Below are 14,504 nucleotides of genomic sequence, written 5' to 3'. Positions count from 1 at the left end.
TGAGCCGATTTGACCCCCGGTATAAGACCCGGTTTTCAAGCCTGTTGCGTTAACACAGGTTAATTCAATGTGGTGTTTGGTCACTTCGTTGTCATATTGCTGAGCCAAAATGACCCTGTCGCGTGGAACAGGCTGTGCGAGCATTAGCGTTAGTTAAATAATCAGAGTGTGAGTAATGAACTATTCACTTTTGTTGAGGCATCAAACCTTAATTTCAATTTTTGGCGGATTTTTGTGTCTGGCCATTAGTCTTAGTTTTGGCCTTGGTCAGTTAAAAACATGGGCGGAAATTGCCTGGCTGGACGTACTGGGTGAGGGCAGTGTGGCGCTGTTGTCCTTTGTGTGGATTTTCTTTTTGCTGGTCAGTCGTCCGCCAGGAAAAGTCACCAGTGCTTTGGTGCTGGGTTTGTGCTTTTTTATGTTTTCAGCACTACTGGATTTTTTTGATAAATTTGAGCATTACAACAATGCAGCGGCGTTTCTAAGCCTGATAGAGTCAATTCCCGCTGGTATTGGTATGTTTATCATGACTTATGCCTTGTATCAGTGGCATCAGGAACAATTAACCTTAAACCGCCAGTTACAAAGACGCGAAGCGCACCAGCGAGAACATCAGCAGGTGGATTTTATTACCTCTTTGTACCGCGCGGATTATATGCGTGATCAAATCGATTTGCAGTTGCGGACCAAACAAGACAGCGCCTTCTCGGTGGTGATCATGGATATTGATAATTTCGACCAGTTTAACCGCACCTATGGTCATCACGATGGTGACAGAGTACTACGTGAAGTAGCAGAGCTGATTTTAATTAATCTGCGTAAAACCGATTTATTGTGCCGTTATGCAGGAGATCGTTTTATTTTGTTATTGCCTGATACCGGGCTGGACAAGGCGCGAGAGCTGGCTGATGAAATCTGTCAGGCGGTGCGTCACTGGTCATTTAAAACCAGTGACAATGGTGATGCGGTTTTTCATAAGCTCACTTTTGCTGCAGATGAATCACGTAATAACGATGACGTAGAGCCGCTGATCAACCGGGTTAATCGTCAGTTGGATTTGGTCAAGCAGGCCTGATATGCAACGGGCTGCGCTAAAACAAAGTTTGTTTAGTGACGATAAGTTTTTACCGGCACATCAGTTGGTTGCCAGCTTGCTGGATATTGCAATAAGTCGCGGCGCTAACAAACAACGCTTAATGCGCGGAACCGGTATTTTTTATGAGGATATTGTTACCGGGCAGGGCAAAATCAGCCCGCTGCAGTTTTTTAAATTTGTGGCTAATGTGCAGGCACAAACCAACGGCAAGGATAATGCTTTTTTACTGGGGAGACGGTTATTTCCCGGCAACTACGGACATGTATCCAACGCTTTGATGCACAGTCGCAATTTATCCGACGCGTTGCGTTTAGCGCAGCGTTTTCAGATGATTTTGTGTCCCTTTGTGGATATTCGCCGTTATCAGGATCAACACTTTTGCCATTTTATTGTGCGGGACGCTCTGGGCTGCGGGGAACACTGGCCCTTTATTATTGAAACCTACAGTACCGCGTTAATTGCAGCCAGTAAGTTGTTAGCTGGAAAGCGTATTCCGTTTTATGTGGATTTCCCTTTTGCGCGTCCGCGCCATATTCAGGAGTATGAGGAAAATATTGGTTTGCGACTGCGCTTTTCGCAGCCATTTTGGCGAATTCGTGTGGAAAAACAGTGGTTAAACCAACCTTTCCTACAACCCAGCCACAGCTTAAAACAGCATGCCATGCAGCAAGCTTTGCAGGATTTACCGGATGGTGTGAGCTTTTTGAAACAGATACGTCAGTTAATTCAGTGCCTGCCAGCAAGTAAGCTGGATACTATTGCACACCGACTTAATATGAGTCCGGCAACGTTTAAACGCAAATTAAAAAGCCATGGTATGCGTTTTCAGCAGTTGCAGGATGAACTGGGTACAGAGCAAGCGCTTTATTTGCTGCAAGTGCAGGGGCTAAATAATGAAGATAGTGCGTTGGCGATGCAGTTTAGCGATGTAACTAACTTTCGCCGTGCAGTGAAGCGATGGACCGGCCTGACTCCCAGTGAACTGAGGCTGGGAGCCGAATAAACCAGCAAATGCAGGTTAAGCTGGTTTGTTGAGCAGGTAATTTACCAGTTCAATATATTCACCCACCGATTTTACCTTTTTGGTTTCAACCTTGTATTTACCGTTAATGACAACCGTCGGTACTGAACTATAGCCCTGTTTGCGCAGTATCTGGGTATTATCGTTGAGGTGCTGCATTTGTTTTTCTACGGCATCGCTGTTAAAGGTTTTATCAAATTTATCGGTATCTACACCTGCTAACACCAACAGATTATGGATATCTTTGGCTTCGCTGAAATCAGCATGGCTGCGATGAATGTAGTTGAAGATAACCGGGATAACCTCATCTACCATATCCAGTTTTTCCGCAGTAATGGCTGCTTTGGTTAGTAAATTTTCTATTTCGATATTGCGACGTGGCATACCGGTAACATGATTTTTGGTAAAGGTAACATCAGCAGCGAGCTTTTGTTTAAGGGCGTTCATTAAAGGTTCTTTGGCATAACAATGTGGGCAGTAGAATGAAAAATACTCGCGCACTTCTTTGTTGTTGGTCGCCGGGCCCGTAAGCACCTGGTAATAATCACCCTCAGTAAAGTCTGTGGCGAAAGCAAAAACGCTGAAAAGCAACGTTGCGAATAAAACCAGACTTCTTTTAATCATTGTTACGTCCTTTTTTACCAGTTTATTGAATAGTACCCATCTGAATTAGCGCGGCCAAACAGCGCGGCAGCCTGATGTACTTCAGCAGGTAAACTGGCATCAGGCTTAAATTTGCCGTTTATTGAGAACTGGCCGTTGGGGGTGATAAATGCGTTAGCGTCAAATGCCAGGCGGTTATTCGGATCAACGGTGATCCTTATATTTTTTTGCTGGCATGCAAGTCTGGCGCTAAAGGTTCCCATATCAATGGGGCCTTGTGTTCCGGCCACTTTGGCATTTAACCACTGACCACTACCACTTAACGTCTGGCAACCTTGTTGATAATCCAGTTCAGCAATTTGCACTTTAAAGCGCCCATCGGCATTGACCGGTAATGGAATGGGTAGCTGACCAAGCACCATATTGACTGGTACATATAGCTGCAGATTTTCAGCCTGAATGCGATCACTGGATAAGCTAAGTGCGGATTTTAGTGAGATAATGTCAGCATCTCTTATATTACCGGCCGTTAGATTTAAACTGGCTGTACCCCATAAAAGTGGCAGGGTATCTAATGTCCAGTTTATGTCATCTAATGGAATGCCCTGATAGGCGACCTGTTGAATATTCCCCTGCCATAAGGTGCCACTTACTCCATTAATCTGTAAGTTGGCTGGTAAATCAACCAGACCCAATGCCTGACGTGCAGGAAAATGGGCAACTAAAAATACACAATACACCAGCAAACAAAGCAAGCTGGTAAGCACCACACGCTTCATGATTTTCCTAATAATAATCGACGGATTTTAATCTGACCGGATTGTGTCGTTTCAGCAATATCAACATCAAGAATATCAATTCCTTTATCTTCAATCGCTTTTAACCAATCCACTGTCTGGGCGAAATCGGCCTGATCCACCCACAATTGTAAGGTACTGCCGTTAGGCTGCATGCGTGCTATTGGAATTTGATAGCGTTGAGCAAGCTGATTGACCGCTTGAGGTAATGAGCCACTAAACCGGTTGTTTTGGTTGCTACCGCGTCTTAGTTGTTGGGCTTTATTTGCATTGGCTGATACCCAGGATAAAAGCTTTTGCTGGGCGGCAACGTTTTTACGTCCTTGTTCGACACTTTGTGAAAGTGGCGACCAGATCAGGCTGTAAAACAAAAATAAAATTAAAACGATAGAACCGACCAGTACAATACGCTGTTCCCGCTCGGTCAGCTGCTGATAACGGGCTAATAGTGCTTTCATGGTTAACTCCTTATCACCAGTGAACTGACCACACTGCTACCGTTATTGTTAATTGCGCCTTGCTGCACTTCAAAACCAGCTGCTTCGGCTTTGGATTTGAATTGTTCAATGGCATTAAAATTCCTGGCTTCGGCCTGAATTCGCAGTTCGGAACGATTCTGGTTAAAGCGCATTGCCTGTGGGTGTAATTCGCTGACAGCGAAGGCATCAGATAACTGAGATAACATCGCCAGCATGGATACACCACCACCACCTTGTTGCAGGTTTTGCATTAATTCGGTGATTTTGGATTTAATGTTGCGGTAACGCCCTCCATTAGGGAAACCACGCTGATATTCTTTGGTAATTTGCGCTTGTAGTTCTGTTTGTTGTTGATTGAGCAGATGTGCCTCTACACCTTTATCCACCAAACTGGTGGTTAATGCGATAGCGCCAAGTACGGCCGCGACCCGCCATTTTTTCCATTGCTGGTTAGATTGTTTGCGTAACTTGTAGTCGCCTTGTAATAAATTAAATTTATGCTGCAGTGCGCCTTTGGCCAGAATTTGCATCGCCATATCGGCAGGTGCCTGTTCCAGTTCAATATTGGCTAAATTGCCTGGTAAGTTCAGTTCACTGTAAAGGGTTAAATGTACGGGTTGGGGTTGCTGTTTTGCCATATGTTCTATGGCCGGAAGTACCCATAAGGATTCCCCTTGCAACCCTTGCCAGTTGTCTTGTTTTACTAATAAATCATCACCTAAAGACAATAAAGACCAGCTATTCTCGTTATCAGGAAGTGCCAATACGTCGGGTAGCATTTTTTCGCATTGCATTCCCGCATCAGCGACCACTTGTTGCCATTGTTGAATTTTATCGTGGCTAACAATGGCAACGGCTTGCAGCTCACCTTGTTTGGGGCCTGCGGCAAAGAACAGGTTGTCGATATCACTGGATAATTCATCCTCCAGCATAAAAGGAATCGCCGCTAATGCTTTACGGCTGGCTTTAGACGGTAGTGTGACGTTTTTCAGTAACACATCGCTCGATGGTACCAATAACGTAATTGGACGGTTAGCCGCGCGTTGTTGCAACGTGCTGAGCGAGCCGGCGTTATCCAGGGTGCCCGAAGCGATTATTTCCTGATCGCTGTCAGACCACACCAGCCAGTGCAGTTTATCCTCTAATGTCGAACCTAAACGAACGACTAATTGTTCACTCAAAGTAAACCTCCAAATTCGCGTCGTATGACACTGACCTGCCCATTGTTCTCAATTTTGAATACTGACGTCAGGTAAAAGCTGGCGTCATTGTAACGGGTCTTAGTGTGTAAAATAAAATAACTGGTGGTGATATCGAACCATTTTTTGCGTTCGCTATTTAACTTGAGTGCAGAAATTTCTGGTTGACTAAAAAAGTCTTCAATTTTGCTCCAGCCTTTATCAGGGCGACTGGCAATCAGGTTTTGCAGGGTTTGTGGATCAATTTGTCCTAACAGCCCTCGCAGAATTGCACTGTGTTCGGTATCTACCGTATTGACATTAATTTTTAACTGGTTGTCGCCCGGTACGGCACAAACATAATCCATCAGGTTGCTGAGCCATGGCAATTCCGCACCATTTACCAATCTCAGTTCGGATTTGTTTAACATCAGGCTATTGGCCGCCAGATAAGGATGCTCACGCGATTCATATTCGGAGTCTTCTGCGCCGTAATAACCTGTTAACTGTTCATCGGCATCCAGCCAGTCAACCAGACTATCTGCCAATGTTTCGGCATTTAATTGCGGGATTAGCGGCTCTGTTTCAATCGCTTTCATCATGTTGAGAAAGGCGTCTTTTTCACTGTAAGGGACATTACCGGGTGTGGTTGAAACCTGTGCTAACGAATTAAGATTAAAGCAGCTTTGCATATCAGTTAGTTGCGCTTCTATGCCCCCGTTTTGCAGAGGATATTGTAACTTGGTGGTGGCCCAGGGCTGATTTAAATGAATAACACCATCGCTGCTTTTAAATAATTCTTCCAAGGCAATCATTGCATATTGTTCAGCGCCCATGGCATACCAATAAGCCTGATTATTATCTTTAATATTAGCTGAGCGTCTAACCTGAAGTTGTAGCCGTTGACCCATTTCCATGGCCAAAACTGTGACGATGGCAACCACTAAAAGTACAATAATTAAGGCGACGCCTTGTTGCTTGATGCGCATGTTACTGCGCTCCTGCTGTTAATAGCAGTAATCTTGTTAATTCGCCAAAGTCCTGACTTTGGATGGTGATTTCAACTGCTTTGGGCAGCTTGGTGCCGGTGTAGGTTTCCTGTGGTTGTTCTTCGGAGGTATAAAAACGTACTTGAAAGTCATCAATATTGTCCAGTAAATCGCGGACTTTAGGTTCATATCCGATCACGTTGTCTACATAGTTACTGTAAACCCGCTGTAATTTACCTTCTCTTAAACGGTAAGCCACAGGTTGCAGTGTGCTTCTGGGTAACATCAGTTGAGGGTTATGCCAGCCACTGTGCACCAGGCCTAAACCATCAGCGTCACTTTCAAACTCACCATTTCCTCCTTTAATACACCAGCCGGAGCTTTCACCCTGAATGCGGATGGATCTGGGCACAGCCTGTTCAATATCGCGCTCTAGTGTCAGCATGGCACGTTGCAGTTTTTCCAGTTTGTCGAAACGTTCACCAGAAAGCTGATTGCTGTCGAGTACCGAAGTTAATATGGCGTTGGATGCTAACCCGATAACTGCAAAAATCGCCATGGCAATTAGCACTTCCAGCAAGGTAAATCCGCGGGTTCGCATTATTTTTTCACCCGGGTAACAAAGGTTTGAACACTGGTAATGATTTGTTCGGGTTGCGCTGAATCAGAGACTTCAACTTCTACCATGCGCATATTGTCGTCGCTAGTCTTACTGACAAGTTGTTTCCATTGCCATTTGCGCGAGGCCATTTCCACTTCGCCTTTATCGTTGTTTTTGGGTGGCCATTGTTTGCTAAGTTGTACTTCGGCCAGTTTATTATTGGCAACCCAGGTTGCATAAGTGGTTTCTTCTAATACGCCGATACTGTGCAAATGTTCACTGGCTGCTTTCATTATGGCTGTGCCTGCCAGTGCAAAAATGGCCAGCGCCACCATAACTTCAAGTAAGGTCATGCCTTTGATCTTCATGGACGCTCCAGTGCCTCTGTCATAGTCAGTGGCAGGGCATCCGGCGCTTCAACCTTAAAGTAGGCAGGTATCTCGGTATTATTTAATGGATCGAAGGTAAAGGTGAGACTAAAGGGGGTAATGTCACCGCTGGAAAATAGCCATACCTGAGGCGGAGGTAATGGTTTTTCTTCTTCGTCGCCTATGCTGGTTTCATCATCACTAACAGACAATGTTTCATCAAACACACCCTGATCAAACAGGTTATCATCCTGTTGCCAGGGTAAGTCATCCAGATTCAGTTCCAGCGTGAAATCGTCAGCTAATTTGTGTTCGGCAAACAGTTTGTTGTTTTCAATCAGCTGCCATTTTTGTTCGTCATCTAACACTACAAAATAGTAGCTGTTCGGCTCCACGCGCAATCCTAACTGACGCTGATTGAGAATAGCGTATTCCGATGCCATGGTGCACAGGGCTTTAAAACGCTCGGCCTGTTGTTTTAGCTGGTCTTTGCGCTCGGGACCATTGACATTAAGCAGTACCACTGTCACCGAAATACCAATGATGAGAAGTACCACCATAATTTCCAGCAGGGTAAAACCTGCGGTGCGCCGACGCAGCATAACCGGATCAGCGTTTAGTTAAGGAACTCATCCAGATTCCAGTTACCGATATCGTCATCGGTACCTGGCTGACCATCAGGACCGTTACTGTATAAATCTATGGTGCCCATTTCGCCTGGGCTTAACAGTTGGTAATCATTGCCCCACGGATCTTTGGGCAGACTTTTAATAAAACCGTCCTGCGGATAGTTGCGTGGGATCGGTTCAATGGTTGGAAGGCTGACTAATGCTTCCAGACCCTGTTCGCTGGTTGGAAAGGTACTGTTACGTAATTTATACATTTCCAGTGCGTTTTCCAGCTGGCGGATATCTACTGCGGCTTTTTTCAGTTGCGCGGTTTCCTGATTGCCCAAAATGTTGGGTGCGACAATAGCGGTTAACAGGCCGATGATTAAAATCACCACCATAATTTCCAGTAAGCTGAATCCTGATTGTTTCATAGGGTATTGCCTCGTTAAATTAATGAATTCATTGAAATAATGGGTAACAAAATGGCAATAACGATAAAAAAGACGATCGCTGCCATCGACAGGATAAGCACCGGGCCCATAATGCTTAGCGCGATGCCCACCTGTGCTTCAAATTCTCTGTCCTGATTCTGTGCCGCTCTGGCTAACATGGATTGCAATTCACCACTGCGCTCCCCTGATGCAATCATATGCATCATCATGGGTGGGAAAATACGGGTTTGCTCCAGTGAGCCACGTAAACTGGCGCCTTCTTTTACTTTGACCGATGCATCATCCAGTAAATCCCGGATATAGACATTTTGCAGGACGCCACTGGCGATACGCATACCTTCGAGTAAAGGAACCGCGCTGGAAGTTAAAATACTTAAGGTACTGGCGTAACGCGCGGTATTTAAGCCTTTGGTTACCTTACCCAGTACGGGAACTTTTAATAATGAACGATGGAATCGTTTTTTAAATAAAGGCTGCTGCAGCAGGCGATTTAAAGTGAATAGCCCAATAACAATTAGTATTACTGCGTAGATTAAATAATCCTGCACCCATTCGCTGATGGCGATCAGGATTTTGGTAATATTGGGAAGCTCTTGTCCCAGATTATCAAACTGTCCGACAATTTGTGGCACAACGTAGGTCAATAACAAGGTTACTATGCCAATTGCTACCGTCATCATTAATGCCGGGTAAATCAAAGCTTGTGTGACTTTGCTGCGGATTTGCTGACGATTTTCGGTGTAGTCGGCCAGCTTTAATAACACAGTGTCCAGGTGACCGGATTTTTCGCCCGCAGCGACCATCGCCCGATAAAGCTGGTCAAAAACATGCGGAAATTCGGCCATGGCATCGGCTAATGAATGGCCTTCTATGACTTTGGCTCGCACCGCCATCATCATATTTTTATGTCGAGGTTTTTCACTTTGTTCTGCCACTGCCTGCAAGGCTTCTTCAATAGGTAATGACGCTTCTATCAAAGTCGACATTTGACGCGTGAGCAAGGCTAAATCGGTGGCTGAGATACCTTGCTTGAACAAAGTAATGCCACCGGTACTTTTGCTGGCCTTTTCCACAACCGCTTCGACCTCTAACGGAATAAGCTGTTTTTCACGTAGTTGCTGACGCACCTGTCGTGCGTTATCCGCTTCCACAACACCATTTTTATTACGGCCTGTTTTGTCCATGGCCTTATAGGAAAATGCAGGCATTATTCTTCCCGGGTAACGCGCAATACTTCTTCGAGAGAGGTTTTGCCTTCCAGCACTTTACGACAACCATCTTCACGAATACTTGGGGTATCCTGGCGGATATAACGCTCAATCGCTTGTTCACCATGGCCGTTGTGCACCAGATCACGAATGGTTTCATCCACGAGCAATAATTCGTGAATGCCTGTTCTTCCACGATAACCTGTTTGATTACAAGCGGCACAACCTTTGGGATGATAAATTTCAAGATTAGTTTCTGTGGCAGATACACCCAATAACTGACGCTCCTGTTCTGATGCCGGTCGCGCTTCCTTACAATCCGGACACAGGGTTCTCACCAGTCGTTGTGACAAAACCGCTAATAAACTTGAGGATAATAAAAAAGGTTCGATGCCCATATCTTCAAGTCGGGTAATGGCACCTGCTGCTGTATTGGTGTGCAGCGTGGATAAAACCAGGTGACCGGTTAAACTGGCTTGCACGCCAATTTGTGCGGTTTCGAGGTCGCGTATCTCTCCAATCATCACCACATCCGGATCCTGACGCAAAATGGCGCGTAATCCACGGGCGAATGTCATATCCACTCTTGGGTTAACCTGAGTCTGGCCTATACCTTCAAGATCAAATTCAATCGGATCTTCAACGGTCAGGATATTGCGATCTTTGGAATTGATCTCGCTTAATCCGGCATACAAGGTGGTACTTTTACCTGAGCCGGTAGGGCCGGTAACCAGAATGATACCGTGTGGTTTGCGGATTAATGATGAAAAATGCTGACGATTTTCCGCTGTCATGCCCAAATCACTTAAATTCAGGCGCGCATTGTTCTTATCCAGCAAACGTAAAACCACGCGCTCACCATGGCTGGACGGCATAGTACTTACCCGTACATCCACCGCTCGGCCCGCGATACGTAAAGTGATACGTCCATCCTGTGGCACACGCTTTTCAGCGATGTCCAGTTTGGCCATTACTTTGATACGCGATACCAGCATCGAGGCCATTTTGCGGTTGGGACGCAGTATTTCGCGTAAAACGCCGTCCACCCTGAAACGCACGGTAAGTTGCTTCTCAAAGGTTTCAACGTGAATATCAGAGGCGCCTTCCTTGATCGCTTCACCTAACATGGCGTTGATCAACTTGATAATAGGTGCATCATCTTCACTGTCCAGCAGATCTTCTGCTTCGGGCAGTTCTTCGGCCAGCGTGAATAAATCACTTTCATTACCGATATCTTCCATCAACTGCTTGGCTTGAGAAGAATCACGCTGGAATGCTTTGGTTAACAGGCTTTCAAATTCATCTGAGGGAATTTCTTTAAGCTGAAATGCGGCACCATAAAAGCGACGCACTTCGGCAAATACGTCAAATTCTGTTTCGCCGGTGTGATACAGTAAGGCTGGTTCACTACCAGTATCCAACAGTACTTTATGACGCTTGGCAAAGCTGAAACTCACTTGTTTGTGTTCAGCTTCCTGCTCCTGAGGCAGCGCTTCAGCATCAATGTGTTGCTCAAGCTCCTGCATTAGTTATCCTTTTGCTGCGTTTTTTTATCGTCGGCTTTTTGTTTAATATATTCGTTATAGCTCGGAGGAAGCGCCATTCTGTCATCCCATTCCGGCAGTACCGGCGTCTCGGTACGAGGCATCAGATTCACACCATCTGCACGCTGAATTAATTGCTCTGCACGAATATAGTTGTATTTTTTATTACTGATTTTGTCCATGGTTACACCATCACGTACGATGGTGGGTCGGATAAATACCATTAAATTACGTTTACGTTTGCTGGACGCTGACGATTTAAACAAATTACCAATTATCGGAATATCACCTAATAATGGCACTTTGGATACACTTTCCTGCACGTCTTCATCAATTAAACCACCCAAAACCACAGTGCCGCCATCATCCACAATGACTGAGGTTTTAATTTCACGTTTATTAATGGAAATATCCACAGCAGTGGCACCGCTTACGCTGGATACTTCCTGCTCAATTAATAACTGAACCGCGTTACCTTCGTTAATTTGCGGGGTGACCTTTAATTTAATACCGACTTCTTTACGGTCCACCGTCTGGAATGGGTTGGTATTATTTGAACCCGTGGTCTGGCCGGTAATTACTGGCACCTCTTCCCCCACAATAAAGAAGGCTTCTTCATTATCCATGGTGGTTATATGCGGTGTAGCCAGAATATTCGAATTAGTATCGGTACTTACTGCCTGAACCACTGCACCCCAGTCATTTTTGATAATGCCAAACAGGGTTCCATTTACACTACCTAATGCTTGCGCTAACAAAGACTTATCACCGGGTGTAGTTTTGGTGATGGGGGTCGCGTTGCCTGATTCTGACCCGACAATATAATCAGTGGTGGTTACATCGCGTGCCTGATAAGCCGCAGCAGCCATGGCGCTGATTGGTACGCCGCTATTGGTAAACTGCTGCATTGCGCCGTCTTTATGCGCCCACTGAACACCTAAACTGGTGCCGTCACCGTCAAATACTTCAACAATAATTGCTTCAACCTGAACTTGTGCCCGGCGTACGTCTAACTGGCGGATAACCTCTTCAAGGTTACGTAACATATCCGGTTGGGCAGTAATCACCAGACTATTGGAATCTTCATGCGCTTCAATGCTCACGGCATTTTGACCGGTGCGGCGCTGGGTTGTTGTTTTCTGACCGCCTTTTTCTTCAGCCTGAATACCTGCGCTTACGCCGTTTAAAACCTCTACCAGATCTTCGGCTTTGGCATATTTAAGGAAAATAACCCGGGTATTACCGCTGGTTTCCAGTTCTAAATCCAGACGTTTTACCAGATTTTCCAGACGTTGACGGGCTTTAATATCACCACTAATAATGACACTGTTTGTGCGTTCATCGGCGACTAATTTAGGGGTCAGGGGAGAGTTAGTATTTTTGCCACCCTGTTCTTTATTGATATCTTCAACAATACGCACTAATTCAGTTGCGGAAGCGTATTTTAACTTAACAATATCAACTTCCTGATCGCCAGCCTTGTCTACACGTTCGATAATTTTAACCAGTTGGTTAATCACTGAAGCACGGCCTGTCATGATCATCACATTAGATGGATCGTAGTTAACCACGTTACCGCCACCGGCCTGATCATTTAGCTGACGTAACAAAGGCGATAGTTCACGTACGTTGACGTTATAAACCGGCACGACTCGGGTGATCATTTCGTCGCCGTTGTACTGATCATCTTCAACCACAGGCAAAGCTGCGGTTTTGGCACTTTTATCACGCACAATTTTGATAATACCGTTTGGCATTTCAACCGCGGCGAATCCATATACCTGAAGCACATTCATAAAGAACTGGTAGTACTGTTCTTCATTCATTAAGTCGTAACTACGTACAGTTATTTTTCCGCGCACGTTAGGGTCGACAATAATGGTGCGTTTTAGGTTTTTGCCCACTATGTTGATAAATTCACTGATATCTGTGCCTTTAAAATTAGGCGAATATTCCGCCGCCGATACCAGGGTACTGGCCGTCAGGGTGGCTGAAAAAACAAGTGATACAAGTCCCTTCATCAGGGATTGGCTGGTTAGCCTCATAATTTGTCCTTTAATCTCTTTGACATCGCGTTATGAACTGGGCAAATCCAGATACAAAGTCAGAAGTTCACCGTCACGGTTAACGGTAATTTGCAGGGAATCTGCTTCGTTTAAACTCGATAAGGCTTCCATCGCCTGTTGTGGATCGGTCAGATCCAGTCCATTAAGTTCGGTAATAATATCGTTACTTTTTAATCCGGCTTCATTGAACAGCTCAGGAGATTTCCCCGGGTTAACACGGTAACCAATAGGACCGCCGTTATTGATCGCTGGTGTAATACTGATGTATTCACTAAACGTGGCTGGTCTCTCGGCGATTTCTTGTCTTAAATCACGCACACGTGGCGTTAATGTCCGGTGCTGAATGGAATCCTGATCCTGTTCGTTTTCGAGCATCTCAGGTTGGTCATTAGCACCAACTAATAAGGTTGGCTGTTTATTGTAATCAATGCCATCAAGCATCAGGGTCTCCATTCGACCGCCATTTTGGATAGTAATTCGATCTGCATATACTTCACTGACTGTGGCACTGGTACCATCAATCTTATCGCCAATGCCGTAGGTATTTTGCTGGCCGCGACTTTCAACAATGGCGGCGCCCGCTGTTTCTGCAGTACTGGCTACTACACCGGTTAAAGTTAATTTTAATTTCGTTTCAGGCGCATCAGTGGTTGTAACGATTGGTTTGCTTGTCGTTTGTGTTGAGGTTTTACCAAATAAATCCAGTGCTTTGATTTTGCTGATATTGACAGCCACACCTTTGCTGGATGAGTTGCTAACAGGTGTATTGAGCGCAATCGCATCATTTTGTTGCGGTGCTGGTATCAGCTTCCAGGTCATCATGGCTGCGTAATTGAGCAAATAAATAGCTAACAGCACCACCAGCACTCTGGGAGCATAGGGCTCCAGGCGTGTTAGTTGGTCGCTCAGTTGCTTAAGGTTATAATTCGTTTTTATCATGATGGATTAATGTTGTTAGTTGGCTCCATGATATAATTTCTCGACAGCTTGTCACAACCGCCAGCAAAATAATATGTGCAAATTGTTACCGTTTGAGGAGGTTTGACCGTTGAATCGGCCAAAAGTCACTGAAAATAAGTCAAAAAGTGAGCAGTCAGTACCAGTTAGACTGGATAAATGGCTTTGGGCTGCACGTTTTTATAAAAATCGTTCACTAGCGCGTGAAATGATAGAAGGCGGAAAAGTGCAGTACAACGGTCAGCGTAGTAAACCGGGAAAAACCGTCGAAATAGGTGCTTTACTGACAATTCGTCAGGGAACAGATGATAAGCAGGTGATTGTCACTAAACTGGCAGATAAACGTGGTAACGCGACTATGGCAGCCGAGTTATACACTGAAACCGAGCAAAGCATTAAAAAACGGCAATTCAACGCTGAGGCACGCAAAGTGAATGCGTTATACAGCCCGCGGCCGGATAGTAAACCCGATAAAAAACAACGGCGAGAACTTATTCGCGCCAAACACCAGTAATTTTTAATTAAGAGATTTCA

Annotated in this window: 16 protein-coding genes; 3 read left to right on the top strand and 13 right to left on the bottom strand. The window is 45.2% G+C overall.

The features are described from left to right. Positions 1-175 precede the first annotated feature (175 nt). Both H8B19_RS08305 and H8B19_RS08300 read left to right on the top strand, forming a co-directional pair. The gene (locus H8B19_RS08305; protein WP_186506335.1) at positions 176-1,075 is read left to right on the top strand and encodes a GGDEF domain-containing protein; all 900 of its coding nucleotides are present in this window, start codon (positions 176-178) and stop codon (positions 1,073-1,075) included. Position 1,076: 1 nt separating this feature from the next. Continuing rightward, positions 1,077-2,099 carry an AraC family transcriptional regulator gene (locus tag H8B19_RS08300; protein ID WP_186506334.1) on the top strand — a complete coding sequence of 341 codons (1,023 nt, stop codon included), beginning with the start codon at positions 1,077-1,079 and terminating at the stop codon, positions 2,097-2,099. A 15-nt stretch (positions 2,100-2,114) separates the two neighbouring features. On the opposite strand, the gene H8B19_RS08295 is transcribed toward H8B19_RS08300, so the two are convergent. From H8B19_RS08295 to gspC, 13 genes are read right to left on the bottom strand one after another with little or no spacing between them, the layout of a single operon-like run. Then, a complete protein-coding gene (locus H8B19_RS08295) occupies positions 2,115-2,741 on the bottom strand; it encodes a thiol:disulfide interchange protein DsbA/DsbL (RefSeq protein WP_186506333.1) in 627 nt (208 codons plus the stop codon). Between the two features lie 14 nt (positions 2,742-2,755). Beyond that, the gene (locus H8B19_RS08290) at positions 2,756-3,499 is read right to left on the bottom strand and encodes a type II secretion system protein N (RefSeq protein WP_186506332.1); all 744 of its coding nucleotides are present in this window, start codon (positions 3,497-3,499) and stop codon (positions 2,756-2,758) included. Beyond that, positions 3,496-3,975: a type II secretion system protein GspM gene (gene gspM, locus H8B19_RS08285; protein ID WP_186506331.1), complete on the bottom strand. Its 480-nt coding sequence runs from the start codon at positions 3,973-3,975 to the stop codon at positions 3,496-3,498. Before gspM ends, H8B19_RS08290 begins: the two co-directional genes overlap by 4 nt. Before the next feature lie 2 nt (positions 3,976-3,977). Next, positions 3,978-5,177, bottom strand: coding sequence for a type II secretion system protein GspL (gene gspL / locus H8B19_RS08280; protein WP_186506330.1), 1,200 nt, complete (start codon positions 5,175-5,177; stop codon positions 3,978-3,980). Next, positions 5,174-6,163 (bottom strand): type II secretion system minor pseudopilin GspK, encoded by a 990-nt coding sequence (gene gspK / locus H8B19_RS08275; RefSeq protein WP_186506329.1) that lies wholly within the window; start codon positions 6,161-6,163, stop codon positions 5,174-5,176. The genes gspL and gspK overlap by 4 nt, the downstream gene beginning before the upstream one ends. A 1-nt stretch (position 6,164) precedes the next feature. Further along, complete coding sequence (gene gspJ, locus H8B19_RS08270; RefSeq protein WP_186506328.1) at positions 6,165-6,764, bottom strand: type II secretion system minor pseudopilin GspJ; 600 nt, start codon at positions 6,762-6,764, stop codon at positions 6,165-6,167. Beyond that, complete coding sequence (gene gspI / locus H8B19_RS08265) at positions 6,764-7,132, bottom strand: type II secretion system minor pseudopilin GspI (RefSeq protein ID WP_241737537.1); 369 nt, start codon at positions 7,130-7,132, stop codon at positions 6,764-6,766. Before gspI ends, gspJ begins: the two co-directional genes overlap by 1 nt. Beyond that, on the bottom strand, positions 7,129-7,734 hold the full coding sequence (gene gspH, locus H8B19_RS08260; RefSeq protein ID WP_186506327.1) for a type II secretion system minor pseudopilin GspH: 606 nt from the start codon (positions 7,732-7,734) through the stop codon (positions 7,129-7,131). The genes gspI and gspH overlap by 4 nt, the downstream gene beginning before the upstream one ends. Positions 7,735-7,748: 14 nt before the next feature. Next, positions 7,749-8,174 carry a type II secretion system major pseudopilin GspG gene (gene gspG / locus H8B19_RS08255; protein ID WP_186506326.1) on the bottom strand — a complete coding sequence of 142 codons (426 nt, stop codon included), beginning with the start codon at positions 8,172-8,174 and terminating at the stop codon, positions 7,749-7,751. 14 nt (positions 8,175-8,188) lie between these two features. Beyond that, a complete protein-coding gene (gspF, locus tag H8B19_RS08250; protein WP_186506325.1) occupies positions 8,189-9,403 on the bottom strand; it encodes a type II secretion system inner membrane protein GspF in 1,215 nt (404 codons plus the stop codon). Beyond that, positions 9,403-10,929, bottom strand: a complete 1,527-nt coding sequence (gene gspE / locus H8B19_RS08245; protein WP_186506324.1) for a type II secretion system ATPase GspE — start codon at positions 10,927-10,929, stop codon at positions 9,403-9,405. The genes gspF and gspE overlap by 1 nt, the downstream gene beginning before the upstream one ends. Then, positions 10,929-12,992, bottom strand: coding sequence for a type II secretion system secretin GspD (gspD, locus tag H8B19_RS08240; protein WP_186506323.1), 2,064 nt, complete (start codon positions 12,990-12,992; stop codon positions 10,929-10,931). Before gspD ends, gspE begins: the two co-directional genes overlap by 1 nt. Positions 12,993-13,022: 30 nt before the next feature. Next, complete coding sequence (gspC, locus tag H8B19_RS08235) at positions 13,023-13,952, bottom strand: type II secretion system protein GspC (protein WP_186506322.1); 930 nt, start codon at positions 13,950-13,952, stop codon at positions 13,023-13,025. Positions 13,953-14,061: 109 nt separating this feature from the next. Between gspC and hslR the strand changes: the two genes are divergently transcribed. Continuing rightward, positions 14,062-14,484: a ribosome-associated heat shock protein Hsp15 gene (gene hslR / locus H8B19_RS08230; RefSeq protein WP_186506321.1), complete on the top strand. Its 423-nt coding sequence runs from the start codon at positions 14,062-14,064 to the stop codon at positions 14,482-14,484. Positions 14,485-14,504: the final 20 nt, after the last annotated feature.

The organism is Neptunicella marina (assembly GCF_014270035.1).
In the GTDB taxonomy this organism is placed as follows: domain Bacteria; phylum Pseudomonadota; class Gammaproteobacteria; order Enterobacterales; family Alteromonadaceae; genus Neptunicella; species Neptunicella marina.
The sequence above is the reverse complement of the archived record's forward strand: the minus strand, read 5'-3'. Positions and strand labels throughout refer to the sequence as shown.